Genomic DNA, 25192 nt, shown 5'->3' with positions numbered 1-25192 from the left:
CCCTTGGAATGTAGTAAGCCTACTTAGCGTAATGGGGCGGGCGGCCGACGCGGTGCCGGATCCGGGGATTGACAGGCGGGGTGCTGCTCCGCGCTACCCTTGGCGGATGCTGAGAGTTGGTTTGACCGGAGGGATCGCCGCCGGCAAGTCCCTTGCCGCCGGGCGGCTGCGAGCACTGGGTGCCGTTGTCATCGACGCGGACGCCCTCGCCCGCGAGGTGGTGGAGCCCGGCACTGAGGGGCTCGCCGAGGTGCTCGACGCCTTCGGGAGGCAGTTGGCCACGCCGGAGGGCGCCCTGGACCGCAGGGCCCTCGGAGACATCATCTTCGGCGACTCCGGGGCGCGGGAACGCCTCAACGCGATCCTCCACCCCCGTATCCGCGCGCTCGCCGAGGCCCGCACCGAACAGGCCCCCGCGGGCGCGGTCGTCGTCGAGGATCTGCCCCTGCTCGTCGAGACGGGCCAGGTGGCCCGCTTCCACCTCGTCGTGGTGATCGATGCCCCCGAGGACCAGCGCATCGACAGGATGGTGCGCCTGCGCGGAATGACCCCGGAGGCGGCGCTCAGCCGCCTGCGGGCCCAGCTCGGCCCGGACGAGCGGAACTCCGCGGCCGACGTCGTCATTAACAACGCCGGCAGCGAGGCCGATACGCTCGCGCACCTCGAGGCGCTCTGGCACGACCGGATCCTGCCCTTCAACGCCAACCTCCTGGCCGGGGTCCCCGCGCTCCGGGGTCCCCTTGACCCCGCGGAGCCCGACCCGACGTGGCCGGCGCAGGCGGCACGGTTGAGCGCCCGGCTCCGGCGCGTCGACCCGCGGGTGCTGGACGTTGCACACATCGGGCCCACCGCGGTGCCCGGGCGCCGGGCCCCGGATGTGCTGGAGTTTCGGCTGGCGGTGTCCACCCCGGCCGACGCGGCGGCACTGCGGCCGCTGCTCACCGCGGCGGGGTTCCCGCCGGCCGCCGGAGGGCCGGGCGCCGGACATCCCGCGGCCCGCGGCCGACTGGGATTCCACTCCAGCGCCGATCCAGGACGGGCCGCGGAGGTCCACCTCGAACTGGCCGGCCCGCCGGTGGCTCCCTCCGGTGGCCCCGACCCGCGGTAGGGGCGGTCGATGCGGTGCCGGGGAGTTCTGCGGTTCCGCTTCCAGCAAAGCGGAAGCTGATTGTCCGCATCACGCGCTAACGTACTAGGTATGAGTCTTGCCCAGGATATTAAGCGGGTCGTAGCTCCCTTCGAGGTCATCAGCGAATACCAGCCGGCAGGCGACCAGCCGGCGGCCATCGCCGAACTGAGTACCCGGATCAAGGCAGGGGAGAAGGACGTTGTCCTCCTTGGAGCCACCGGCACCGGAAAGAGCGCGACGACGGCCTGGCTGATCGAGCAGGTCCAGCGGCCGACCCTCGTGATGGTCCAGAACAAGACCCTCGCGGCGCAGCTGGCCAACGAGTTCCGCGAGCTGCTGCCCAATAACGCCGTCGAGTACTTCGTGTCCTACTACGACTACTACCAGCCCGAGGCCTACGTTCCGCAGACGGACACCTTCATCGAGAAGGACTCCTCGATCAACGAGGAGGTGGAACGGCTCCGGCACTCGGCCACCAACGCCCTGCTCACGCGCAGGGACGTCATCGTTGTCGCCACGGTCTCCTGCATCTACGGCTTGGGCACCCCCGAGGAGTACATCGACAAGATGGTGACCCTCCGCAAGGGTCAGGAAATGAACCGGGACGCCCTGCTGCGCCAGTTCGTGGGCATGCAGTACACGCGCAACGACATGGACTTCCACCGCGGCACCTTCCGGGTGCGCGGGGACACCGTGGAGATCATCCCCATGTACGAGGAGCAGGCCCTGCGGATCGAGTTCTTCGGCGACGAGGTGGAGAACATCTACACACTCAACCCGCTCACCGGCGACGTCATCCGCGAGGAGGAGGAGATGTACGTCTTCCCCGCCTCGCACTACGTCGCCGGGCCGGATCGGATGAACCGCGCGATCAAGGCCATCGAGGACGAGCTGCAGGTGCGCCTTGCCGAGCTGGAGTCGCAGAACAAGCTGGTCGAGGCGCAGCGGCTGCGGATGCGGGTCACCTACGACCTGGAGATGATGCAGCAGATGGGGTTCTGCAACGGCATCGAGAACTATTCACGGCACATCGACGGCCGGGGACAGGGCAGCGCCCCGCACTGCCTGCTCGACTACTTCCCCGACGACTTCCTCCTCGTCGTCGACGAATCCCATGTGACCATCCCGCAGATCGGGGCCATGTACGAAGGGGACATGTCGCGTAAGCGCACCCTCGTCGACCATGGGTTCCGCCTCCCGTCCGCCATGGACAACCGGCCGCTGAAGTGGGACGAGTTCCTCGAGCGCATCGGCCAGACGGTCTACCTTTCGGCGACGCCGGGTAAGTACGAGCTCGGGAAGTCCGACGGGTTCGTCCAGCAGATCATCCGGCCCACCGGGCTGGTGGACCCGGAGATCGTGGTGAAGCCGAGCAAGGGGCAGATCGACGACCTGCTGCACGAGATCCGGACCCGCGTGGAGCGCGACGAGCGCGTCCTGGTGACGACTCTGACCAAGCGGATGTCGGAGGACCTCACGGGATACCTCCTGGAGCACGGAGTGAAGGTCGAGTACCTGCACTCCGACGTCGACACCCTGCGCCGGGTGGAGCTGCTGCGTGAGCTCCGGCTGGGGACCTTCGACGTCCTGGTCGGCATCAACCTGCTGCGGGAGGGTCTCGACCTTCCCGAGGTGTCCCTCGTCAGCATCCTCGACGCCGACAAGGAAGGGTTCCTGCGCAGCTCAACCTCCCTCATCCAGACCATCGGGCGTGCCGCCCGTAACGTGTCGGGCCAGGTGCACATGTACGCGGACCGGATCACCGATTCGATGGAACGCGCCATCGACGAGACCAACCGGCGCCGCGCCATCCAGGTGGCGCACAACCTTGAGCATGGGATCGACCCGACGCCCCTGCGCAAGCGCATCGCCGACATCACGGACACCATCAACCGGGAGGACGCCGACACCCGCGAACTCCTTGAGGCCGCGGCGAAGGGTCGCAAGAAGAAGCCGGGCCAGGGCGTGCACCGCGAGGGGCTGGCCGCGGTGCCGGCCGAGGACCTCACCGACCTCATCCAGCAGCTCACCGACCAGATGCACACGGCGGCCGCCGAGCTGCAGTTCGAGCTCGCGGCCCGGCTCCGGGATGAGGTCGGTGACCTGAAGAAGGAGCTGCGGCAGATGCAGACGGCCGGGCACGCGTAGCACCATGCCGGCGCGGGGGGACGGGTTCGCGGAGATCCGCGTGCACGGAGTGGGGGAGCAGGAGTACCTGAGCAGCATCACCAGTGCGCGGGTGACCCGGCTCAACCCCTGGGCCGAGGCGGTCGACCCGCCGCTGCTTCCGCGCCACCGCCTGAGCCTGATCAACTGGTCGCGGTCGAACCGCAGGCGGACCGGCTTCCTGTGGTACCTGGCCTTTCCCTTCACACTGGCCAACGTGGCCGGGCGCATGCTCGAACGCCCCGGTCATTCGACCCCCGCCTCCTCCGGGGTGCTGCTGCAGCTCGGCTCCCTGCTGCTCACGCTCAGCCAGCTGGCCTGGCTCGTGGTCCTCGGCGAGACGGTCCTCGAACACCTGGCCGGTCCCCTCGGCGTGCCGGGATCCGCCGACGGTCCCGCCCGGGGAATCCCCGTCGCCGCGGCAACGGCCCTGGCCGCATTCATTGCGTACCGCTGGATGCGGGTCATCCGGGTCCAGCGGGAGGCCCACCGGCGCGGCCGCCCCGTGGCCTTCCTCCACGCCGGTGCCCTCCTCGGCGCCGGGACGCTGCTGGCGCTGACCCTCCCGGCGGAAACCACCGTGCGGGCGTGGCCCTCGACGGCCGGACCGGACGCCGTCCACCGGCTTGACGCCATGGCCCTGTGGATCGTCGTGAGTCTCGGGGCCCTGATCCTGCTCGCCGCCGCCCCCGCGCTGCGCCGGCCCGCCGGGGCGGGGGCAACCCGCCGCTCCGCGGCCCCGGAGGGTGCCGCGTTCGGCCTGCTGCTGCTCGCCCTTTTCCTCATGCATTCGGTCAATGCACTGGTCCGGATGCTCCTTGACGGCCTGCTCGGCTACGTCGTGCGGTTGTTCGGCGGCCAGGAGTACGACGCGCGCACCGCCCGCGTGCTGCTGGCCTGGGACGACCCGCTCGATGCCGGTGACAGCCGGCTCGACCTGTTCCCCCTGCTCGCCCTCATCGCGCTGGTGGGGCTTGCCCTCACAGCCGCCGGGGTGCTCCTGCTGGACCGGCGGCTCGGACTCGGGCCACTCTTCGGCGCCCGGGAGGCGCGGCTGCGCTGGTGGCACCGCGTCGTCGAGGAGGCCCCCACGCTCCTTCCTCGCGTCCTGCCCGCCGGCACGGCACTGGGTGCAGCGGGGATGGGCGTCGCAATGGTCCTAGGGGAGGGCCGGCTCGGCGGGCCCTGGCTCGCCCTTACCGTCCTGCTGCTCCAGCTCGCCGGCGCCGCCGTGGTCCTCACCCTCCTGCTCGGGCAGCTTCGCCCGGTGCAGGAGGTGCTCGGCAGGGCCGCCGATGCCGCCGGCTTCTGGCCGGTGCGGGATCACCCGCTGGCCGGCGCCTCCTACCGTGAGGCGGTCATCGCCGGCATCGAGGAGGAAGCGGCCCGGCTCGGACCGTCCCGGGTGGCGCTCGTGGGGTACAGCCAGGGGAGCGTGATCTGCGCCTGGCTGGTGGCGGAGACCAGGGCGCTCGAGGGCTGCCGGGAGCTTCATCTGGTCACCACCGGCTCCCCGCTGGTGTCCCTGTACGCCGCGTTCTTCCCGGCCTACTTCACCCCCGGGTGGTTCCGGCGCGTAGCCGTCCGTTCCACCGGGTGGGCGAACTTCTGGCGCGCCACCGACCCGGTAGGCACCCCCGTGCCCGGAGCGGCGAACCTCGAGCTCCCCGACCCCGACAGCACCGGCACCGTGCAGGGCCACGGAGGGTACTGGAACGCCCCCGAGGTGATCAAGCATGTGGCGGCGGTCGCCGCAGGCGGACGCAATTCCCCATATCAGCACCCCGCCGGTAGGATTGACCCCACGTAGGGGAGTATCCCATGCGCTACGAACGTCAACACGCGGAGCAGTGACGCCCCGCCGGGCGTAGCGGTCGGCTGGCAGAGTGCCACGGCGGAGAGACTTACGGACCTCAGTCGTGATCCCCGAAAGGCGCTCCATGCCCGAATTACCTCTTGCATTTGAGATCGGCACCTTCGTCGTTCTCGGACTTGTCCTGCTGTTCGACCTCCTGCTCGTGGTGAAGCGCCCGCATGTGCCCTCAATGCGGGAGGCCGGCCTCTGGGTGGCCTTCTACGTCTCCCTGGCGCTGATCTTCGCGGCGATCATGTTCATTTTCACCGGCCCTGAGTACGGTGGACAGTTCGTCGCCGGCTGGGTCACCGAATACAGCCTGAGCATCGACAACCTGTTCGTCTTCATCATCATCATGGCGCGCTTCTCGGTCCCACGGAAATACCAGCAGGAGGTGCTGATGGTGGGCATCATCATCGCGCTGATCCTGCGGGGCATCTTCATCGCCCTCGGCGCCGCCGTCATCGAGAACTTCAGCTGGGTGTTCTACATCTTCGGCGCGTTCCTGCTCTACACCGCGTACAAGCAGGCAAAGGACACGGGCGAGGACGAGGAGGACGCCGGGGACAACAAGCTTGTCGCCAAGCTGCGCTCCGTGCTGCCCATGTCGGATCACTACGACGGCGGCAAGGTCCGCACCGTGGTGGACGGCAAGAAGGTGTTCACCCCGATGCTCGTCGTGTTCGTCACCATCGGCCTGACCGACCTGCTCTTCGCGGTCGACTCGATCCCGGCCATCTTCGGGCTCACCCAGAGCGCCTTCATCGTCTTCACCGCCAACATCTTCGCCCTGATGGGCCTGCGGCAGCTGTACTTCCTGCTCGGCGGGCTGATGACCCGGCTGGTGTACCTCAAGCACGCACTGTCGGTCATCCTTGCGTTCATCGGCGTCAAGCTCGTGCTCCACGCCATGCACGTCAACGAACTGCCCTTCATCAACGGGGGCCGGCACATCGAGTGGGCGCCGGAGATTCCGACGTTCGTCTCCCTCGCCGTCATCATTTCCACCATCGTGGTGGCCGTCGTCGCGAGCCTGATCAGTTCGCGCGGGCGCAGCGAGAAGGTTGACGAGGACCTCGCCGCCGCCGAGGCCAAGGCACGGAACTCCGACCTCGAGAGCTAGCACGGCCGCAACGGGCCCGGCGCCTGCGCAGCGCGCAGGTACCGGGCCCTTTCGTTTAAGGCCGCACGGCAGGAAGCAGACAGAAGCGGATCAGATGGTGAAGGAGCGTCCCAGCAGTCGCTCGCTCAGCTCCCACAGCCGGTCGGCGGCCCGGGGGTCGATCGCCCAGGTGTGCACCCCCGACGGGCCCTGGTGATCGGCGGGAACCACGACGGCGATGTCCGAGTCCTCCGTGTACACCCCGCCGTGTCCGTCGAGCTGCGGGCTCACGGCGGCCCACACCGTGGTCGCCGCTCCCTGCGGAATGCTCTTGTAGGCAGGGTTGTCGACAGGCTGCCCGTGCTCATCGAGTGCGCCCAGGCCCTGGAGGTCCTCGAGGCTCAGGTGTCGCCCGATCCCCGTGGGGATGGTGCCCGGATGGACGGCGAAGGAGCGGACGTGGAAGTCCCTCCCGCGTGCGTCAAGCGCAACGGCGAACAGGGACTTCGCACTCACTGACTGGGCGTAGGCGGACCACTTCTCGTAGGGGCGGTCCGCGAAGTTGGGGTCCTCAAAGTCGACGCCGGAGAAGCGGTGGGCGAGCGAGGTGAGGCTGATGACCCGGGCGCCGCCTGCCCGCGTCAGGGCAGGCCACAGGCGCTGGGTGAGCTGGAAATGGCCGAGGTGGTTGGTGGCGAAATGGGATTCGATGCCGCGGGCGTCCCGGGCGAAGGGTGCCGCCATGAAGCCGCCGTTGTTGATCAGGACGTGGAGCGGGCGGTCCGTGGCCAGGAAACGGTCGGCGAAGGCGTCAATGGATGCGGGGTCCGCGAGATCCAGCTGTTCCGTTTCGACGCCATTGAGCTGGGCGAGGGTTTCGGTTGCCTTCGCCGGGTTCCGGACGGCGGCAATCACGGTCGCGCCGGCTTCGGCGAGGACGCGGACCGCCTCCAGGCCGAGTCCGGCGGACCCGCCGGTGACGATTACGGTGCGGCCGGTGAGGTCCGAGCCCGAGACGATGTCGGCGGCCGTTGTTCCAAAGCCGAAGCCGGAGGGAAGTGGTTTTTGAGGGGTGGTCATCCGAATCCTTCGTTCTGGGCGGTCCCGCTGGAGGGGTCAGTGCCCGTGGTATTGGCCCGCCGCAGCCGTGGGTGAACACCGGGTGCTCGGCAGACGTCGAACTGAAGCCTACGGGGGACTCTGGTGGGAGAGCCGGATTATGACGGTTCGGTGGTCAACATCACCCCTCGAAGACCCGGCGGCAGCTTTCCCTGACCGCCGCCGGTGGCGGCGGGCGGTGGACGCGCAAGAGGCCCCCACCGCCGGAGCGGTGGGGGCCTCGAACTCTGTCGCTTGGATCCCGGCGCTTCAACTACTTCCGCGGCAGGTATCCCTCAACCTGTGAAATAGGCCGCGGCGCTGCCTTGTCCGGGTCGTCGCCGAATTCGCTCCGAGCGCGGCGCTGCCGGAGCAGATCCCAGCACTGGTCAAGGTTCTGCTCAAGGCGCTGCAGCCGGGCGGCGTTCGCCCCACCGCGGGCGCTGTCGTCCCCTGCGCTCCGGAGGTCGTGTTCCTCCTCCACGAGAGCCTTGATGCGCCCGAGAATATCCTGGTCGTCCAACATGGTTTCCTCCTCGATAGCCCTGGTTCACAGGGTACTGAGGCCTGGCCGGGTTGAACAGGGACCTGCGGCTGCGTGACGTCGTCCGCCGGGCCGCGCTCCTAGCTTTCGCCGGTGCGGGTGGTGCCGAACATGAGCGTGCGGCGGCGCACGTCGTAGTAGACGGTCTTGGCGGTGGACAGCAGGTCCTGCAGGTTGTCTGCGTCGTCAGGGTCGAGGGTCAGGACTTCCTCCCAGGCGCCCTGATCGAGGACAAGTTGGAGGGTGTAGGTGCCGGGCTGCCCTGCTTCCCCGGCGATCCACGAGAACTGGTAGTGGCTGAGCTGGCGTACCTGGATGCTGTCGTCCGTCATCGGCTGTTCTGCGTTTGAAGTCATCGCTGTCGCTCCTTCGCGGCCCGGGTGCTTCCCGGGCACGGTGTCGGGCTGGGACGGAGGCCGCTGCGGCGTCCGTTCGGCGGAGGCGCCGCCGATCGCACCAACCTAACTTCGGGGCTGTACCAAGTAAACGTGCGGGAAAAGCAATGAAACCCTTGACGAACGATGCGGGCACTGCCAGAAGGTCGGCCCTGACCTTGCCCGTTCGAAGTATCCTTCCTACGGTGACTTTCACAGTGAAGCAGCCCGGGCGGCCCTCCGACGCCGGCTGGGGGATGCCGTGGCTGCTGCACCTCCGCTTTGCTTTATTCACTCCACTGAAAGGCGACCATGGACGACATCCGCACGGTTTCCACCTCCTGGACCGATCCCCGCACCGCCCTGCCCAGCCTCACCGCGCTGGGCGGCCTTGAGTACCTGACCCGGGTGATGGAGGGTTCCCTCCCGGCTCCACCGATGGCGGCCGTGCTTGGGTTCGAGATCCTTGAGGTACAGCCGGGGCTTGCGGTGTTCACCTACCGCCCGCAGGAGGCCCACCTGAATCCACTGGGGGTGATCCATGGCGGCCTGGCCTGCACCCTGCTGGACACCGCCCTAGGCTGTGCTGCCCATACAACGCTGCCGGCCGGCACCTCGTACACCTCGATCGAGATCGACGTAAAGTACTTCCGTTCGATGGCACCGGGGGATGCTCCTGTCACAGCGACTGCCCGGGTAATGAAGGCCGGTCGGCGCGTGATTTTCGCTCAGGGGGAGATCACGAACAGTGCCGGTGACGCCCTCGCCGCTGCGACAAGCAGTTTCCTCGTCACCGCCCCCGGGCGTCCCGGCGGACCGGCAGCCCCGGAGCGGTCCGGCACCACCGGTTGACGGGCGACAGCCCGGCGCCGGAAGGACTGCCGACCGCCAGCCTGCCCGGACACGGAGCGGGGCGGGGCGGATACCCGCTCCTAGTGTTCCCCGGTCATCTCCAGCAGCCGGGTGAAGATCGCCTCGCCGTCATCGGAAATGCCGTCGTGGTGGAAGTCGGCGGTCTCCCAGACCCGCAGGCCCTTGACCGCCGCGGCGGTCCGGAGGGAGAGGCTGCGGTCAACGTAGATGTCGTCGCGGTAGACGGCCGCTGCGGCGGGCACCGTGTTGCGCCGCAGCGCCCCGGGATCATAGAGCGGCCCCCAGTCCTCCTTCCGGGCGAGCAGCTCAGCGGTCTCCCGCAGGGGAGCCAGGGACGGATCCTCCTCGAAGTACCAGGGGTAGATCATTTCTCCGGTGAGCAGGGGGTCGGCGGCGTCGGGACGGAACTGCGGATACCGCCCGAGCACCCGGTCGGCCGACCACGCCGAGGCACCGCCCTGGCAGTAGATCGACTCGTGCATCACGGCGTAGAGCGGATTGGAGCTGCGGGAGACGAGGGCGCCCACCTGATCGAGGAAGACCCGTGAGAGCCTCGGCCCGCCGGGGGTCGAAACGAACGCGTCCTCGAGCAGGTAGTGGAGGGCGTCGACGCGTGTATTGCCGCCGAGGAAGGATCCGATCATCTGGAGCCGGCGGACGGTCAGCCGCTCCCCGGTCGGCAGGTGCTCCTCGACCCCCTCGAGGTGCCGGGCGATCCGCGTCAGCAGGCCGCGGTCGCCGGGGTACCAGCCGAAGTACTCCCGGTTGCGTTCCTCCACCCGTGCGTACGTCGCGGCGTACACCTCGTCGGGTGAGCCCGAAAGGGGCGGCAGGCCGCCGGTGATGAGCGCCCGCTCGACCCCCTCCGAGGCGAAGGAGAGGTAGCTCAGCGCACAGAACCCGCCGTAGCTCTGCCCGAAGATGGTCCAGGGGGCTCCCACCAGGCGCCGGCGGACGAGTTCGGCATCCGCGACGATCGAGTCGGCCCTGAAGTGGGTCAGGTACTCGGCCTGCTCGGCCGGGCCGCCCCGGGCGGCCAGGGTCAACCCGTCGGCGGGGGTGGACAAGCCGGTGCCGCGTTGGTCGAGCATCAGGATGCGGAAGCGCTCGGCGGCCGCCTTCATCCAGCCCGCCAGCTGTGTCGCGCGGTTTCCGCGCCCGCCCGGGCCGCCCTGGAGGAACAAGAGCCAGGGCAGGGCCGCGACGGCGGCGTCGTCGTGATCGGTGGAGGTGTATTCCCGGGCAAAGACCGAGATGGACTCGCCGCCGGGCCGGCTGTGGTCGAGGGGGACGGTGAAGGTGTGGCCGGTGGCGCGCAGGCCCCGCATTACGAAGGTGGGCCCGCTCGAGAAGCCGTCACCGGCCGCGGCCCTCACTGTGCCGCCGTTCCGGCAAAGCCGCTGAGGGCGGCACCGGTGAGCCGGAAGGTCGACCATCCGGTCTGCGGGCGGGCACCGAGGCTCTCGTAGAAACGGATCGAGGGCTCGTTCCAGTCGAGCACCGACCACTCCACCCGGGCGTAGCCGCGTTCCGTGGCGATCTGCGCGAGCCGGCGCAGCAGCGCCTTGCCGTGTCCGGCGCCGCGGGCATCGGGGCGTACGTACAGGTCCTCGAGGTAGATGCCGTTCACGCCCTCCCACGTCGAGTAGTTGAGGAACCACAGAGCGAAGCCCTGGATCTCGCCGTCCGCCTCCGCGACGTGGGCGTACACGGAGGGGCTGGCGCCGAAGAGGGCCTCCTGGAGCCGGGGGACCGTGTTCTTCACGGCATCCGGTTCCTTCTCGTAGATGGCCAGGTCGTGGATGAGCTGGAGGATGGTGGGGACGTCGCCGGGACGGGCTTCGCGGACGGTGTTCATCCTCCAAGCCTATCGAGGGCCTGTGCCGCCGCGGGGACCGTACCCTACGGCGCGCCCACCCCGGTGACCTCCACCACGGGGGTGCCGGCGGCGTCGGAAGCGGCGAGGTCGATGACGGCGTTGATGCCCCAGTCATTGTTTCCGGCGGGATCCTTGAAGATCTGCCTGACCTTCCATACACCCGGCAGCTTCTCGATGATGAGCAGGTTCGGCCCGCGCGCCTCCGGCCCGTCGTCGATGTCCTCGTACTCCTCGAAGTATCCGTCCAGAGCCTCGGCCCACCGGTCCGCCGTCCAGCCGGAGTCGGCATCGAGTGCCCCCAGCGCCTCGTCGCGCTCGTCCGCGAACAGCTGGACGCGCTGGAACATCTCGTTGCGCACCATCACCCGGAAGGCGCGCTCGTTCGAGGTCAGTGACGGCGGCTCCTCGGGCAGGTCGACCTCGGGACCGGTGTCGATTCCCGTCGGTTCGCCGGCGCTCAACCGCGCCCATTCGTCGAGCAGGCTCGAGTCGACCTGCCGGACGAGTTCGCCCAGCCATTCGATGATGTCACTGAGGTCCTCGCGCAGCGCGTCCGTCGGCACCGTCTGGCGCAGCGCCTTGTAGCAGTCGGCGAGGTAGCGCAGGAGGATTCCCTCGGAGCGGGTGAGTGCGTAGAACGCCACGTACTCCCCGAAACTCATCGCCCGCTCGTACATGTCCCGCACCACGGACTTCGGGGCGAGCTCGAAGTCCCCGAGCCACGGGGCGGCGGCCCGGTAGACGTCGAAGGCCTGCTGCAGCAGCTCGGCGAGGGGCTGCGGATAGCTGATCTCCTCAAGCCGCGCCATCCGGGCGTCGTAGTCGATGCCGTCGGCCTTCATCGCGGCGACCGCCTCGCCCCGGGCCTTCTTCTCCTGGGCGGAGAGCACCTGCCGGGGCTTTTCCAGCGTCGCCTCGATGACCGAGACGACGTCGAGGGCGTAGGCCGGCGCCTCGGGGTCGAGCAGTTCAAGGCTGGCGAGCGCGAAGGGGGACAGCGGCTGGTTCAGGGCGAAGTTCGCCTGCAGGTGCACCTTCAGCCGGACCTGGCGCCCGTCGGCGTCCGGCTCGGGCAGCTTCTCCACGATGCCCGCGGCCACCAGTTCCCGGTAGATCCCGATGGCCCGGCGCATCAGCCGCAGCTGCGAGGAGCGGGACTCGTGGTTCTCCCCGAGCAGCCGCTGGGCCGCCTTGAAGGGGTTGCCCGGGCGCTCAAGCAGGTTCAGCAGCATTGAATGGCTGACCGTGAAGGAGGAGGTCAGCGGCTCCGGTACGCCGTCGACGAGCCGCTCATAGGTCGGCTTGCCCCAGGACACGAAGCCCTGGGGCGGCTTCTTCCGCACCACCTGGCGCAGCTTCTTCTGGTCGTCGCCGAACTTGGAGACGGCCTTGGCCATCGCCTTGGTGTTCTCCACCACGTGTTCCGGGGCCTGGACCACGACGGTGCCCGCGGTGTCGTAGCCGGCCCGGCCGGCCCGACCGGCGATTTGGTGGAACTCCCGGGCGTTGAGCAGGCGGGTCCGGACGCCGTCGTACTTGCTGAGCGCCGTGAGGAGCACCGTGCGGATGGGGACGTTGATGCCGACGCCGAGGGTGTCGGTGCCGCAGATGACCTTCAGCAGGCCGGCCTGGGCCAGCTGCTCCACGAGCCGCCGGTACTTGGGGAGCATGCCCGCGTGGTGCACGCCGATTCCGTGGCGGACGAACCGGTTGAGGGTCTTGCCGAACCCCGAGGAGAACCGGAAGGTGCTGATAAGTTCGGCGATGCGGTCCTTTTCCTCCCGGCTGCACACGTTCACGCTCATCAGGCTCTGCGCCCGCTCGATGGCTTCGGCCTGGCTGAAATGCACCACGTAGACCGGGGCCTGGTTGGTCGAGAGCAGTTCCTCGATCGACTCCTGCACCGGGGTTTCGACGTAGTAGAAGTGAAGCGGGATGGGCCGGTCCACCGAGGTCACGGTGGCGGTGGGCCGTCCCGTCCGGGTGGTGAGCTCCTTTTCGAACAGGCTCACATCGCCGAGGGTGGCGGACATGAGCAGGAACTGGGCCTGCGGCAGTTCGAGCAGCGGCACCTGCCAGGCCCAGCCGCGCTGGGGGTCGGAGTAGAAGTGGAACTCGTCCATGACGACGGTTCCCAGTTCCGCGGCGGCGCCCTCCCGCAGCGCGAGGTTCGCCAGGATTTCGGCGGTGCAGCAGATGATCGGGGCGTCCGAGTTGACGCTTGAGTCGCCGGTGACCATGCCGACGTTCTCGGCTCCGAAGATCTCGGTGAGGGCGAAGAACTTCTCCGAGACGAGTGCCTTGATCGGCGCGGTGTAGTAGCTGGTCCGGCCCTCGGAGAAGGAGAGCAGGTGCGCGGCGATGGCCACGAGGGACTTCCCGGAGCCGGTGGGGGTGGCCAGGATGACATTGCTTCCCGAGGCGAGCTCGAGCACCGCCTCGTCCTGCGCGGGGTACAGCGACAGCCCGCGGGAGCCAGCCCAGGCGGTGAAGGCCTCGTACACGGCGTCCGCCTGGACGCCGGACGGGTGGGCGGGGAGATGCTCTTGGATCCTCATGGTGCTTTCAGCCTACCCGTGGTGTGGTTAGGGTGAGCTATGCGATGGGACCCCCGGAAGTACGCCGAGTTCGCCGACCAGCGCGGACGGCCGTTCTTCGACCTGGTCTCCCGCATCGGCCACCCCGCCCCGCGGCGCGTCGTCGACCTGGGCTGCGGGCCCGGGGACCTCACCGCGGCCCTTGCCCGCCGGTGGCCGGGGGCCGAGGTGCTCGGCATCGATTCCTCGCCGGAGATGATCGCCCGGGCGCGGGACGGCGCCGAGCGGCCCGTCAACCTCACCTTCGCCACGGGCGACGCGGGCACCTGGCGGCCCGGGCCGGAGGACGACGTCATCGTCTCGAATGCGCTGCTGCAGTGGGTGCCCGGGCACCGGGAGCTGCTGCGGGAGTGGGCGGCCGCGATGGGCGGGGGCGCGTGGCTGGCCTTCCAGGTGCCGGGAAACTTCGATGCGCCCTCGCACGCGCTGATGCGCCGGCATGCCGCCTCGCCCCGCTGGGACTCCGCGCTGCGCGGAGTGCTTCGCCACGCCGACGCGGTGGACGAACCCGGCGGGTACCTGCGCCTGCTTGCCGGCCAGGGGCTGCAGGTCGATGCCTGGGAGACGGTGTACCACCAGGTGCTGCAAGGGGAAGACCCAGTGCTCGAGTGGGTTCGCGGCACGGGGCTGCGCCCGGTCCTGGCGGCCCTGCCCGCGGCCGAGGCAGCCGAATTCGAAGAGGGCTACGCCCGCCTGCTGCGGCAGGCCTACCCGGCCGAGCCCTTCGGCACAGTGTTCCCTTTCCGGCGGATCTTCGCCGTGGCGGTGAAACCGCCCGCCGCAGCGGCGGCTACCGGGAGTCCTTGATCCGGCGCCAGCCGCCGGCCCGGTTATTGGCGACGATTTGGCGGATCATGGCGGTCAGGGCCGGTGCGTTGACCGTTTCACCCTGGCGGTAGGCCACGGTGCGGGCTGTGGCATTGCCGTGCCCGGCGGTGATGATTCCCTCAGGGTCGGGCACGATCGCCCCGTCGTAGAGGAAGACGTTGACGTGGTCCCTTGCCGCCAGGAACGCGCAGACATTGCCCTGCAGGACGAAGTACGGCTGGACCCGCCGCTTGATGGTCTCGGTGACCTCCGGGTCAGCCTCATGGATGAGCGCGCGGACCTCTGTGAGGATGTCCTGCTGCCACTGCGGCAGTGCGGCGATATACGCGTCGACGCGTGGATCGGCGGGGGAGTCCATGAGGGAACCCTGCCACCGGGGCGGGCGCCGGACAAGCAGGTGGCAGGGTTTCCCGTCGGCGGTTCGGCACGCTCAGGCGTAGGCCTCCTCGAAGAAGGCCTCCCACTCGTGGGGCTGGACTTCCGCCGGCGCGGCCCCGCCGGTGGTGAAGCGGTGGACCGTCAGGCCGACCGTAGCCCCCCACGCGTTGCGGCCGAAGAACCGGTACAGGGTGTCGGTGGAGCGCAGCCCGAGGAAGTGTTCGTTCCGGTAGTCGACCTCGACCTCCGTCGGCCCCTCACCGGGCAGGTTCACCACGGGCCGGTCGCCCTTGGCCGTGCCGTCGAGCCCGAGGGCGTCGAGGAGCCGGGTGAAGCCCTCCGGGGCCTGCGACGCCGCGGGTGCCTGGATGTCAGTGAACGCGACCTCGAGCCCGTCGAAGTAGCGCAGGTACTGGTCGAGGGTGTGGAGGTAGAAGGCGGTGTGGGCGGAGGCGCCGTCGTACTGCTCATCCCAGTTGTCAACGAAGATCCCGCTGTGCACGTAATGCAGCCGGCAGCCGTCCTCGCCGAGGGGAGTCAGGACGTGTTCGAGCTGGTTGAACCAGCCGTCCGGGCCCTCCATGCGGCTGATGTGGTGCCGCGGAAACTCGTTGATGATCCGCCCCGCCTCCCAGTCGTCAGTGGGGAACATCCACGCCGACTCGGCCTCCGTCACGGCCTTCCAGACCCGTTCCGGCGGGGCGCCCAGCGTGGTGTCGACAGTGATCTCGAAGGACCGGTCAGTGCTCACTGTGCTTCTCCTTTGAAGTGGGGTGGGATGTGCTTTCTTTCGGGGTGGGGTGGAGGGCAACGATCAGCCGGTGGCGGCGCCCTCCGGGGGTGTCTGCGGGGGAGCTGTAGGTATCCACGAGGCGGGCCACAGCGGTGCCGAGTTCTTCGACGAAGGCGGTCCGGTCGGCGGCGGAGCGAAAGGAAAGATCGCCGTCGATGCCGAACGTGGGAAGCTGTCGGTCCGCCTTTGCGGCACCGGCAATGAGCTGACCCAGCTCACCGACCATGCGCGAGGCGAGGGCGAGGAGCCAGAAGGCCGAGAACCGGTCGGAGAACCGGGCGGGGTCCGGCGCCACCGGGTCGAGCACCGACGGGGAGATCACGTAGGAGGCGGCCGTCGCCTGTACCAGGCGCTCGGTCATGTTGCCGCGCCGGCGCTCCTCGACGAGGGAGACGAGCCCGACGGCTTCGAGCGCTCGCAGGTGGTAATTGATTTTCTGTCGAGGAAGCCGCACCTTCGCGGCCAGGGAGGACGCCGAGCCGGGTTCGGCAAGTTCCTCAAGCAGCCGCGACTTGATCGGGTCGAGCGAGGCGACGGCAGCGCTCCGGTCGTCGATGGCCTGGATCGAGATCATGGGACCAGTCTCCCACCGACAAAATAAATCGTCAAGGAGAAAATTCTTGTCGGTCTGTTTCCCCGAGGGTCGACGTGTCCGTGCACTCGAGATGACTCCCTGCGCCGGCCGGGCCAGCAGACTGCCGGCTTACCCCTCGCCGGCCACCGGGCGGCCAAGATCGGCTCCCGCTGGCTGCCAGAGTTGTATTGAGTTCCCCTCGGGGTCATGAAGACCCGCGAAGGTTCCATTGGGGTATTCCTCGGGGTCGCGCTCAACGTGGATGCCGGCCGCCTCGAGCTGGGCGACCATGGCATCGAGGTTCCGCACCCGGAAGTTCACGGCCCAGACCCGGCCTGGGGCCAGTGGAGGAGAATTGTGAGCCATGCCGGCAAACACGGTCGGCCCCTGCTCCTGCCACCACGGCGGTGTGTCGTAGCTTTGCGGCGGCGGGGTGACCCCAAGGTGCTCCTCGTACCACTGTCCCAACCCCGAAGGATCGGACGAAGCGAAAAAGAATCCACCGATACCACTCACTCGTTCCATGGGGGGAACCTATGCCGCTTTGAGCGGCGCAGCAAGGGGAAGCGGCAGAGCTGCCTCAGTCTTCGGGGGAGCGGTTCACCAGGTAGGTGGACCCGTCGAGGTTGCGCACCACTTCCCACTGCTGGAGCTGACGCTGGCGCTGCTGCTGGGCGGCGTCGTCGCGGTACACAACGGGCCCGGCCACCGAGCCCTGCTGCGCCGGCCCGAAGAACATCCGCAGCTTTCCCGTGATTCCCATGAACCGAACAGCAAAACCGTCTCTGCGCGCCATCCTCGAATCCTTCCAATCAGCCATCCCGCGGCGGAACCGCGGCGTCCTGGTTTACTTAGTGTCCTAACTATTTGCCCATACACAAAATTCCCGGGTCCTCTGGCTCCCGGGGACCCGGCCGGATGGCGCCCGCCCGGGTGACGGCCGCAGGGATTTCAGCCGCAGGGTCAGGCGTTGGTGCGCCACCCGGCCGCCGCCCGATTCGCGCCACCGCGGCCGGGCCTTCTTGATAGATTGGCGGCATGCCGGCAAGGAATACGCATGGTTCGGCGGGTCATGCCGTACTGCTCGGTGACTCGATCTTCGACAACGCCGCCTATGTCCCGGGCGGCCCGGATGTGGTGCGGCAGCTCCGCGGTGCCCTCCCGCCGGACTGGCGGGCTTCCCTGCTGGCGGTCGACGGGGAGGTGATCGCCGGCGTCAAGCGCCAGCTCCGGTCCCTGCCGTCCGACGCCACGCATTTGGTGGTCAGCGTTGGAGGCAACGACGCGCTTCAGTCCGCCTACCTACTCGACGAGAAGGTGGCCACCGTTGCCGCCGCGCTGGTGCGGCTGAGCGCTGCCCAGCGGCAGTTCGCCGCCGCCTACGACGCGATGCTTGAGGCAGTGACGGCGGTGGACCTTCCCGTGGCGGTGTGCACGATCTATGACACGCCCCCGGGTGAGCCCAACCAGCCGGTCATCCGCACCGCGCTTGCAGTGTTCAACGACTGCATCACGCGGGCGGCCTTCTCGCGCCGGGTGCCCCTGATCGATCTGCGCCTGATCTGCGACGAGGACGCCGATTACGCCAACCCGATCGAGCCGTCGGTCCAGGGCGGGGCAAAGATCGCGCGCGCCGTAGCGTCCCTCCTGACGAACCCGGATCTGCCGCGGTCCGCCGTGGTGGTTTGAGGCTCCGGTCGGCCGCCGCAGTGCGCTCCGGGTCGGCTCAGGCCGGCGGAACGGTGAAATCGGTAGTGGTCATGTGGGTGTATCCAATGCGGATCAGTTCCTCAAGGACGCCCAGGTCCACTTTGGCCAGCGAGGAGACGTAGAGGCACGCCACGCTGGTGCGGTGGGGCCCGAGGCGCTCCAGCAGCCCGGCCGCTTCCGGGGCGTCGGTCAACCCGTAGAGGACCAGGGCCGAACTGCGTGGCGAGAACCCGACGGCAAGCGCGTCACCCTCGCGGCCCGAGGCATAGCGGTAGGAGTACCGGCCGAAGCCCACCATCGAGGGCCCCCACATGACAGGCGGGGCGCCGGTCACCTCCTGCATGAGGGCCAGCAGCGCCAGTCCGTCGCGCCGGCGGGAGGCGTTCGGAACGCCCTCAACGAAGGCCGCCGGATCGATGTCGGTCGGCTGGGTCTTGTTCTCTGCCATGGCGTGTGCGCCCGCGCTTTCTCAGGGGTCGATGTGGCGTCAGCCTAGGCGGTGCGGGCCCGCGGACACAAGAAGCCCGCGGCCGGGCGGCCGCGGGCTTCATGGTGTCTCCCCCTGGAGGGCGGGAGCTCGGTCAGCGGACCGGACCGTCCCCACGGAGCGGATCGTCGCCGCGGTCCGTCAGGCGGTCCGCCGCACTTGTGGTGTCGCTCTGCGCGGTCCCGTCGGAGTCGCCGTCCACATCGGCCAGGCCGTTGGTCTGGTCGAAGGGCGTGGACACGTCCCGGTCGGCGACCTCATCAGAGGAAACCACGGTCGGAGCGCCCACGCTCCCGGTGACGGGAGTCGTAGTGACCGGCGTGACCGGGGTGGCCGTCTGGTCCACCTCCGTTTCGGAGTCCTTGCTGCGCCCGGCCGCGGCAGCACCGACCGCTGCGGCGGCGGCAAGACCCACGGCTCCGGCCACGACCTTGCCCGAGACACCTGCCTTGCCGGAGTCGCCGCGGGATTCGGCCGCGTGCTCAACGCCGGGGGTCCCGACGGCGCCGCCTTCATTGACGGATCCGCGCCAGGCGCCGCTTGCATACCCTTCGGACTCGATGAAGGCCTTGAACCGCTCAAGGTCGCCTTCTGCCTGCTTCTCGACGACGTTCAGCTTGTCGCCGACCTTTTCCACGATTCCTTCGGGTTCGTACTCAAGGAACAGGGTGACGGAGGTCTGGCCACCTCCGACGTCCTCGAAGGTGACTGAACCGGCGTTGGTGGCTCCCTCGGTGGCCGCCCACGAGACCTTGCGGTCCGGCACCTGCTCCAGAATCCTTGCCTCCCACTGGCGCCGGATTCCGCCGATCTCGGCCACCCATTCGAGTCGGTCGTCGCTCAGCTGCGTCACACTCTTGATGCCGCCCATGAACTGGGGGAAGTCCTCAAACTGGGTCCACTGGTTGTAGGCGGTGCTCACCGGCACGTTTACCAGGATGCGCTTTTCGACCTTCGTGCTCATAGTGTCTCCTTCGATCGGAACGGGCGGTGACGAATCGGTGACGATTCGTCAGTATGCTTACTATACATTCGCCCGGGAGCCGTTGCTAGGGCATGGTGCTCCGCCACGGCGCCTACCGGGGCGCCGGAGGGGCGTTTCCGCTCAGACCCGGACGGCCAACTGGTGCTGGTCGATCAGCCACCGCGCCAGCGGCATGGCCCGCTGGGCGGCGCGAAGGTCGGACTCGGCGGCCGCCACGACGGCGCCCTTCATCAGCAACACCCAGGCATGGGCGAAGCCCTCGGGGTCGGTCAGGCCGGCCTCCCCGGCGAGGGTCTGGACACCCACCCGCATCTTCGCAAGGTATTCGGCGCTGGCGCGGCCCAGCGGGTGGCTGTATCCCAGCTCGAACAGGACCTTGATGTAGGAACAGGACTCATAGTCCGGCCGGTGGAACCACTCGTCGAGGACGTCGAAGATGGCGAGCAGCCGCTCCTCGGGGGTGGTCCCCCGCCGCGTTGATTCGGCGACGAGGTAGCCGTCGGTGAAAAGCTCCTCCCGGCGGGCGAGGAAGGCGAGGACCAGGTCGTCCTTCGACGGGAAGTGGTAGTAGAAGGTCGCCTTGGCGATGCCCGCCTCGCGGATCAGCTCATTGACGCCCACATCCCGGATGCCGCGCTTCATGAAGAGCCGGTACGCAGCAGAGAGGATTCGTTCGCGGGGCTCCTCGAGCTCCACCTGCATTGCCATGGCATTTCCTAACCCGTGGAGGAGGGGCTGCGGCGGCGGTTGGGGCTCTACGGACGATCCGGTCCGCGGCCCCGATGGGCCGCCTTTGCTCCTATCTGCGATTGTACGTGCCGAAGCGTCCGGGAGCCTCTGATTTCTGCGTCAGCGGGCAGCCTGCTGGTCGGTTGACGGTACCTGCTGGTCGGTTGACGGTACCTCCTGGCCGGTTGACGGTACCTCCTGGCCGGCGGGGCGCGCCTGCACGATGGGCATGCCCGCAGTCGGGAAGCTGCTGCGGAACACCGAGGGCACCGGCGCCTCCCGGGCCGGCAGCATCACCGTCACCTCCCGCGCGCCCACGGAGACCAGTTCGTCCCGCACCTGGACGTCGAGGGGGCCGTCGCCGTCGAAGCTCAGGGTGATCGATCCCCGGACCAGCGCGACCCGCAGCGTGCCGCCGCGGAGCTTCAGATGGAATTGCAGGGAGGTCCACGCCGCGGGCAGCCGCGGGTCGAAGTAGGGTACCGGACCCTGATCGCGGAAACCGGCGAAACCGTTGACCAGTGACAGCCACACGCCACCGGCGGCAGCGATGTGGACGCCGTCGATGGTGTTCGCATGGGAGTCGTCAAGGTCGATGAAGGCGGCATCGGTGAAGTGGGCCAGTGCGACGTCGCCGTAGCCGACCTCCGCGGCCATAATGCCCTGGACGCAGGCCGACAGCGTCGAGTCCCCGGTCGTGATGGGATCGTAGAAGTCGAACGCGCGCTGCTTCTCCTCGGCGGTGAAGTCCTGCCACTGCAGGAACATGGCGAGCACCGTGTCCGCCTGCTTGAGCACCTGGTGGCGGTAGATCACCAGGGGGTGGAAGTGAAGCAGCAGCGGATACTGCGAGCGGGGAGTGGACCAGTCCCACGGCTCGAGGGTCATGAAGTCGGCGTCCTGGGAGTACACCTCGAGGGTGTCGTCGTAGGGCATCTGCATGCGCGCGGCGGCGTGCAGCCACAACTCCCGTTCGCCTTCGTCAACGCCTGGGTGTTGAAGGTCAGCGGCGGCGCGGAGGTTGAATCGAGCCATGACGTTCGTGTACAGGTTGTCGTTCACCACCGCCGTGTACTCGTCGGGACCGGTGACGCCGTGGATGTGGAAGGCTCCGCGCTTGCCGAAGAATCCGAGGGACATCCACATCCGCGCCGTCTCGATAATCAGGTCGGCCCCCTCGGACTGTCGAAAGGCGGTATCGCCGCTCGCCCAGCTGTACCGGTTGGCGGCAAAGGCGATTGCCGCACCGATGTGGAACTGGGCCGTGCCGGAGGCGTAGTAGGCGCTGGCCTCCAGCCCGTTGATGGTGCGCCAGGGGAACAGGGCGCCGTCGACGTTCAGTTCATCGGCGCGCATCCGGGCTTCGGGAAGGAGAGCGTGGCGGAACTCGAGCACCTGCCGCGCGCCGCGGGGGTTCGAATAGGTGAGGAAGGGAAGTAGGTAGATCTCCTGGTCCCAGAAATAGTGGCCCTGATAACCCGACCCGCTCACGCCCTTGGCCGGGATTCCGGCGACTCCCGCCTGCGCCGTGGCCTGCTCCAGCTGGAACAGATTCCACCGCACGGCCTGCTGGAGTTCCTCCTGCCCACCGATGCGGATATCGGCCGTGGACCAGTAGCGCCGGTAGTGGGCCTCGCTCTCGGCGAAGATCGCCGCCGTGCTTTTCAGGGCCGCTTCCGCCGCCTCCTCGATGTCGGAACCGTCACCGGCGGCGGTGAAGGCGTAAGCGACGCTTTTCTCAAGCAGGAGGGGAGCGCCTTCGTCGACCGCCAACACGTACCGGACGGCGCTTTCGTCCTGGTCGGCCTGGGTGGTGAACGGCTGCTGGGGCCCGGAGATCCGGTGGTCCACGGCGACGCCGATTTTCTGCTTGGACTCGGATGTCTCCCAGGCGAGCCGGAGGGAGCCGTTGCTGCCCTCCAGCCGCAACGGCAGCAGCACCCGTTCGGCGTGCCGGCCGGACCGGCGCGGATCGTGGCTTGAATGGTCCTCGGCCGGCTGGTCCTGCCGGTTCACGATGGAGGAGGTGATGTCCGCCGAGACCTGCCGGTCGGTCGTCAGTTCGAGGGTGATGGCCAGGCCGCCGCGCGTCTGCTGTCCCACAGCCCGGCGCTCCACGGTGGTGACCGTGGCCCCGGACCGGCAGGCCCAGGTCACCCGGCTCTCGTAGAGGCCTGTGGTGAAGTCGATGGTGCGCCGGTAGTCCTCGACCGCGGAGCCGGCGAGCGTGAGCGTTTCGCCGTCGATGACGACCGTGAAGTTGTTGGCGTCAGGCACGTACAGGATGCGCTGCCCGGTGCGGGCGAAACCGAAGGCGTTCTCCGCGTGCTGGATGTCCCAGGTCTCATGGAAACCGTTGATGAAGCTGCCGGGCAGCTCCGAGTCCGCCGCGGACCAGTGGGCTCCACGCACACCCAGGAAGCCGTTGCCGATCGAAAAGATTGTCTCGAGCGCGCCGGTGTCGCCCGCCCGGGAGGAGGTCTCCACCAGCTGCCAAGGGTGGCAGGGAAAACGGTCGCGGTCGGCGTTAATCAGTGCCATGATCGACAGTCCTTCGGTATCGGTGGGCGGGGGAGCGCGGTGCTAGAGGAGTTGGTCAAGGTCATCAACCACCAGGGTGGCGCCGGCGTCGAGCAGGTTTTGCCTGCCGGCTCCGCGTTCGACGCCGATCACCGAATGGAAGCGGCCTGCGCTGCCGGCGCGGACGCCGGAGACGGCGTCCTCGACCACAACGCAGGACGCCGTGGGCAGCCCCAGAAGGGCGGCGGCGAATTCATAGGTCGCAGGATCGGGCTTGCCCGGGAGCCCCGCCCCGGCCGCGACCGTCCCGTCAACGACGACCGGGAAATACATCTCAAGTCCGGCAGCCCGGAGCACTGCGGCGGCGTTCCGTGAGGAGGAGACCACCGCGAGCTGAAGGCCGCGCTGCTGGGCTGCTTGAACAAAGCGCACCGACCCGGTGAAGGGGCGCACCCCGCGGGAGGCGACGATGTCGTTGAAGAGCCTGTTCTTGCGGTTGCCCAGCCCGGAGACGGTGTTCATTGCCGGGTCGTCGTCGGCGGCGCCCTCGGGCAGAACGATCCTGCGGGAGGCGAGGAAGTCGCGCACCCCGTCGAAACGGGGCTTCCCGTCGATGTGGTCGAAGTAGTCGCTGCCGCTGTAGGGCCGGCGATCCGGCCAGCGGGCCAGATAGCCTTCGAACAGCTCACGCCAGGCGGTCTCGTGCACCTCGGCGGTGGGGGTGAGGACTCCATCGAGGTCGAACAGCACCGCCGATGCGTCTGCCCAGGAATAGAGGGCCTTCATGGCCGTGCCGTGCCCGTCCGGGCTGGTGCACTGCGGGGGAGCGGTCCGGGCCCGTGGCGCACTGGAAGCTGCGGTGCTGTGTGGAAGCCGGTGGCATCCATGGAAAATCCTTCAGCAGTGAGACCCTCAGTAAACGGCAGGGAAATTCTGAGCTGCGTTCTGGTGTCCACTATACAGACAGGTCGTTCTACTTCGATAGACGTGTTACGTATTTGAAGTGGAGCCAACCCCTCCGCGTCCGGGGCGGGAAGTCATCCGTATGGCACGATCTCCCTATGCAGTGGTCGGGGGAGACAGGGCGCGGGGGCTGGATCGGCCCCCGGCTGACAGGACGGGCGGGCTCGGTCGGCAGTGTGGTGCCCGCCGGTTTCGAGGCGTATGCGCGGATCCTCCACCCGCCCCGGGCCACCCATTACGGGCGACCGGCCTCCACCAGCTCCCGTGCGGGGCTTCCTGCCGGGCCCGCCCGATGGTCCTGGGCGCGAGTTGCCGCGTACACGGGGGCGGTGATGCACCCGGAGGTGCAGTGGGCCGGCATTGCAGGCGGCACGGACGACACCGTTCGACTCCCCGGAGGCTGGGACCTCGACGCGCCCGCCCTCGGGTACCTGGAACCGGAGCTCCTGGCCGTGCTGATGACAGTGGCGCGCGGGGCGGCCACGCCAGCGGGGCCGCTCACCCTCGGGCTGTGGTCCGGCTGGGACGTGGCCGGTGTGGATCTGGTGGCTTTCACCCGGGCAGGCGCTTCGGACCGGGAACGAAGGGCGGACCGCGACGAGGTCGAATCCGCCCACGCCGCGGCGGTTGACCCCGCGGTCGCCCTTGCCCTGGCCGGAGGCCCGTACCTTGAGCTGCCCGGCCGGCGCTACATCCTGCTCGACGCCACCGCCGACGAGCTGACCGATCCCGCCTGGCCGCTGCGGTCAGGCATCGGCTGGTCCGGCGGCATCCCCGGTCCGATGCCCCAGCTCATCTGGCCCGGTGACCGGGCCTGGTTCGTCAGTTCGGAGATCGACTTCGATTCCACGATCGTCGGCGGGACGCGAGCCTTCATCGACGCGGTGCTGGCCGACTCCGTCCTCGAGGCCCTCGGTGTGGATCCCGGTTCCGATCTGACCTCCGAGGGGGACCGAATCAACCGGCGGCACGCTCCACCGCAGACCTGACCCGGGCCTGTCAGCGCCCGGTGCGGATCCCGCCCGGGGAACCGGGCCCTACCTCCGTCCGGTGACCGCCCCGGCCAGGCGCGCAACGGCCCGGCGCGGAAGGAGCCGCGGAGCGGAGGCGGTCAGCCGGTCCACTTTTCCGGAGATGACGCTCGGTGCGGACCTGCGCCGGTCGAGAATTCTCAGCGCGAGCGTAACGACCTCGGAGGGAGCCTGCATCGATCCCACCTGCGTGTCCTCGCCGGCGACGTCGAAGAACTCGGTGCGCGTGGCCCCTGGTGACAGGGCGAGCACTCCCGTCACCCCGCGCAGATCCTCCGCCAGGGCCTCTAGCCGGTCGGCGCGGCGGGCCACGAGGATGAGGTCCGCTCCACGGAGGGCCAGCTGCCGGGCGAACTCCTCACCGAGCCCGGAGCTGGCTCCCGTGATGTGCGCCGTTGTTCCTTCATGGTTCCGTGCCATGCGGTTCCGCCTCTCCGCTCGGTGAACATCCGTTCGCCTCCTAGGGTGGCACGCGGCAGGCCCCGGTGACTGCCGTGGCGGGCGCCCGTCCCGCCGGACCTCCTCCAGTGCCGAACCTGGTCCGCTGAGCCGCGCGGCCCTTCGGGAGGCGACGCGC

At 68.7% G+C, this 25192-nt stretch carries 25 protein-coding genes; 8 read left to right on the top strand and 17 right to left on the bottom strand.

Annotated features, from left to right (window positions below; genetic code table 11):
• The first annotated feature begins 106 nt into the window (after positions 1-106).
• The 4 genes from coaE to E2F48_RS03315 all read left to right on the top strand — a co-directional run bounded on the left by coaE (position 107) and on the right by E2F48_RS03315 (position 6273).
• Complete coding sequence (gene coaE, locus E2F48_RS03330) at positions 107-1108, top strand: dephospho-CoA kinase (RefSeq protein ID WP_165968673.1); 1002 nt, start codon at positions 107-109, stop codon at positions 1106-1108.
• Positions 1109-1198: 90 nt separating this feature from the next.
• Entirely contained in the window at positions 1199-3277 is a 2079-nt protein-coding gene (uvrB, locus tag E2F48_RS03325; RefSeq protein ID WP_133402546.1) for an excinuclease ABC subunit UvrB, read from the top strand.
• A gap of 4 nt (positions 3278-3281) precedes the next feature.
• Positions 3282-5105 (top strand): hypothetical protein, encoded by a 1824-nt coding sequence (locus E2F48_RS03320; protein WP_133402545.1) that lies wholly within the window; start codon positions 3282-3284, stop codon positions 5103-5105.
• 130 nt (positions 5106-5235) lie between these two features.
• The gene (locus E2F48_RS03315) at positions 5236-6273 is read left to right on the top strand and encodes a TerC family protein (protein WP_133402544.1); all 1038 of its coding nucleotides are present in this window, start codon (positions 5236-5238) and stop codon (positions 6271-6273) included.
• 90 nt (positions 6274-6363) lie between these two features.
• Here the strand turns inward: E2F48_RS03315 and E2F48_RS03310 are convergent, their stop codons facing one another.
• The 3 genes from E2F48_RS03310 to E2F48_RS03300 form a co-directional block, all read right to left on the bottom strand.
• A complete protein-coding gene (locus E2F48_RS03310; protein ID WP_133402543.1) occupies positions 6364-7332 on the bottom strand; it encodes an SDR family NAD(P)-dependent oxidoreductase in 969 nt (322 codons plus the stop codon).
• Positions 7333-7624: 292 nt separating this feature from the next.
• Positions 7625-7873: a DUF2630 family protein gene (locus tag E2F48_RS03305; RefSeq protein WP_133402717.1), complete on the bottom strand. Its 249-nt coding sequence runs from the start codon at positions 7871-7873 to the stop codon at positions 7625-7627.
• 101 nt (positions 7874-7974) lie between these two features.
• Positions 7975-8250 carry a hypothetical protein gene (locus tag E2F48_RS03300; protein ID WP_120168307.1) on the bottom strand — a complete coding sequence of 92 codons (276 nt, stop codon included), beginning with the start codon at positions 8248-8250 and terminating at the stop codon, positions 7975-7977.
• 330 nt (positions 8251-8580) lie between these two features.
• Here E2F48_RS03300 and E2F48_RS03295 point away from each other — a divergent pair, with 330 nt between their 5' ends.
• Positions 8581-9120, top strand: coding sequence for a PaaI family thioesterase (locus E2F48_RS03295; protein ID WP_133402542.1), 540 nt, complete (start codon positions 8581-8583; stop codon positions 9118-9120).
• Between the two features lie 80 nt (positions 9121-9200).
• Here E2F48_RS03295 and E2F48_RS03290 read toward each other — a convergent pair whose 3' ends face one another.
• Genes E2F48_RS03290 through E2F48_RS03280 form a run of 3 tightly spaced genes read right to left on the bottom strand, consistent with a single transcriptional unit; the run spans position 9201 to position 13578 of the window.
• Positions 9201-10469, bottom strand: coding sequence for an alpha/beta fold hydrolase (locus tag E2F48_RS03290; protein WP_133402716.1), 1269 nt, complete (start codon positions 10467-10469; stop codon positions 9201-9203).
• 44 nt (positions 10470-10513) lie between these two features.
• Positions 10514-10999, bottom strand: a complete 486-nt coding sequence (locus E2F48_RS03285) for a GNAT family N-acetyltransferase (RefSeq protein ID WP_133402541.1) — start codon at positions 10997-10999, stop codon at positions 10514-10516.
• A 44-nt stretch (positions 11000-11043) separates the two neighbouring features.
• Positions 11044-13578: a DEAD/DEAH box helicase gene (locus E2F48_RS03280; RefSeq protein ID WP_133402540.1), complete on the bottom strand. Its 2535-nt coding sequence runs from the start codon at positions 13576-13578 to the stop codon at positions 11044-11046.
• A 39-nt stretch (positions 13579-13617) separates the two neighbouring features.
• Here E2F48_RS03280 and E2F48_RS03275 point away from each other — a divergent pair, with 39 nt between their 5' ends.
• Positions 13618-14424: a trans-aconitate 2-methyltransferase gene (locus E2F48_RS03275; RefSeq protein WP_133402539.1), complete on the top strand. Its 807-nt coding sequence runs from the start codon at positions 13618-13620 to the stop codon at positions 14422-14424.
• Here E2F48_RS03275 and E2F48_RS03270 read toward each other — a convergent pair.
• The 5 genes from E2F48_RS03270 to E2F48_RS03250 all read right to left on the bottom strand — a co-directional run bounded on the left by E2F48_RS03270 (position 14408) and on the right by E2F48_RS03250 (position 16986).
• Positions 14408-14803 carry a DUF1801 domain-containing protein gene (locus E2F48_RS03270; protein ID WP_133402538.1) on the bottom strand — a complete coding sequence of 132 codons (396 nt, stop codon included), beginning with the start codon at positions 14801-14803 and terminating at the stop codon, positions 14408-14410. The two genes, E2F48_RS03275 and E2F48_RS03270, sit on opposite strands and share 17 nt — an antisense overlap.
• 72 nt (positions 14804-14875) lie before the next feature.
• Positions 14876-15574, bottom strand: coding sequence for an SRPBCC family protein (locus E2F48_RS03265; RefSeq protein ID WP_133402537.1), 699 nt, complete (start codon positions 15572-15574; stop codon positions 14876-14878).
• Positions 15564-16190: an ArsR/SmtB family transcription factor gene (locus E2F48_RS03260; RefSeq protein WP_133402536.1), complete on the bottom strand. Its 627-nt coding sequence runs from the start codon at positions 16188-16190 to the stop codon at positions 15564-15566. Before E2F48_RS03260 ends, E2F48_RS03265 begins: the two co-directional genes overlap by 11 nt.
• A 129-nt stretch (positions 16191-16319) precedes the next feature.
• Positions 16320-16715: a VOC family protein gene (locus E2F48_RS03255; RefSeq protein WP_133402535.1), complete on the bottom strand. Its 396-nt coding sequence runs from the start codon at positions 16713-16715 to the stop codon at positions 16320-16322.
• 55 nt (positions 16716-16770) lie between these two features.
• The gene (locus tag E2F48_RS03250; protein ID WP_133402534.1) at positions 16771-16986 is read right to left on the bottom strand and encodes a hypothetical protein; all 216 of its coding nucleotides are present in this window, start codon (positions 16984-16986) and stop codon (positions 16771-16773) included.
• A gap of 242 nt (positions 16987-17228) precedes the next feature.
• Here E2F48_RS03250 and E2F48_RS03245 point away from each other — a divergent pair, with 242 nt between their 5' ends.
• Entirely contained in the window at positions 17229-17879 is a 651-nt protein-coding gene (locus tag E2F48_RS03245; protein ID WP_133402533.1) for an SGNH/GDSL hydrolase family protein, read from the top strand.
• 37 nt (positions 17880-17916) lie between these two features.
• On the opposite strand, the gene E2F48_RS03240 is transcribed toward E2F48_RS03245, so the two are convergent.
• From E2F48_RS03240 to E2F48_RS03220, 5 genes are all read right to left on the bottom strand, one after another.
• Positions 17917-18348 (bottom strand): DUF1801 domain-containing protein, encoded by a 432-nt coding sequence (locus tag E2F48_RS03240; RefSeq protein ID WP_133402532.1) that lies wholly within the window; start codon positions 18346-18348, stop codon positions 17917-17919.
• Between the two features lie 133 nt (positions 18349-18481).
• A complete protein-coding gene (locus tag E2F48_RS03235) occupies positions 18482-19351 on the bottom strand; it encodes an SRPBCC family protein (protein WP_133402531.1) in 870 nt (289 codons plus the stop codon).
• Between the two features lie 141 nt (positions 19352-19492).
• Positions 19493-20080, bottom strand: a complete 588-nt coding sequence (locus E2F48_RS03230) for a TetR/AcrR family transcriptional regulator (protein WP_165968672.1) — start codon at positions 20078-20080, stop codon at positions 19493-19495.
• 141 nt (positions 20081-20221) lie between these two features.
• Positions 20222-22642 (bottom strand): glycoside hydrolase family 65 protein, encoded by a 2421-nt coding sequence (locus E2F48_RS03225; protein WP_133402530.1) that lies wholly within the window; start codon positions 22640-22642, stop codon positions 20222-20224.
• 42 nt (positions 22643-22684) lie between these two features.
• Positions 22685-23407: an HAD family hydrolase gene (locus E2F48_RS03220; RefSeq protein WP_133402529.1), complete on the bottom strand. Its 723-nt coding sequence runs from the start codon at positions 23405-23407 to the stop codon at positions 22685-22687.
• A 275-nt stretch (positions 23408-23682) separates the two neighbouring features.
• On the opposite strand from E2F48_RS03220, the gene E2F48_RS03215 reads away from it, so the two are divergent.
• On the top strand, positions 23683-24573 hold the full coding sequence (locus E2F48_RS03215; protein WP_133402528.1) for a hypothetical protein: 891 nt from the start codon (positions 23683-23685) through the stop codon (positions 24571-24573).
• Between the two features lie 48 nt (positions 24574-24621).
• On the opposite strand, the gene E2F48_RS17750 is transcribed toward E2F48_RS03215, so the two are convergent.
• Complete coding sequence (locus tag E2F48_RS17750) at positions 24622-25035, bottom strand: SDR family NAD(P)-dependent oxidoreductase (RefSeq protein ID WP_133402527.1); 414 nt, start codon at positions 25033-25035, stop codon at positions 24622-24624.
• Between the last annotated feature and the right edge of the window lie 157 nt (positions 25036-25192).

The organism is Arthrobacter crusticola (assembly GCF_004357995.1).
Lineage (GTDB): Bacteria > Actinomycetota > Actinomycetes > Actinomycetales > Micrococcaceae > Arthrobacter_D > Arthrobacter_D crusticola.
This window is presented reverse-complemented; position numbering and strand designations above follow the sequence as displayed.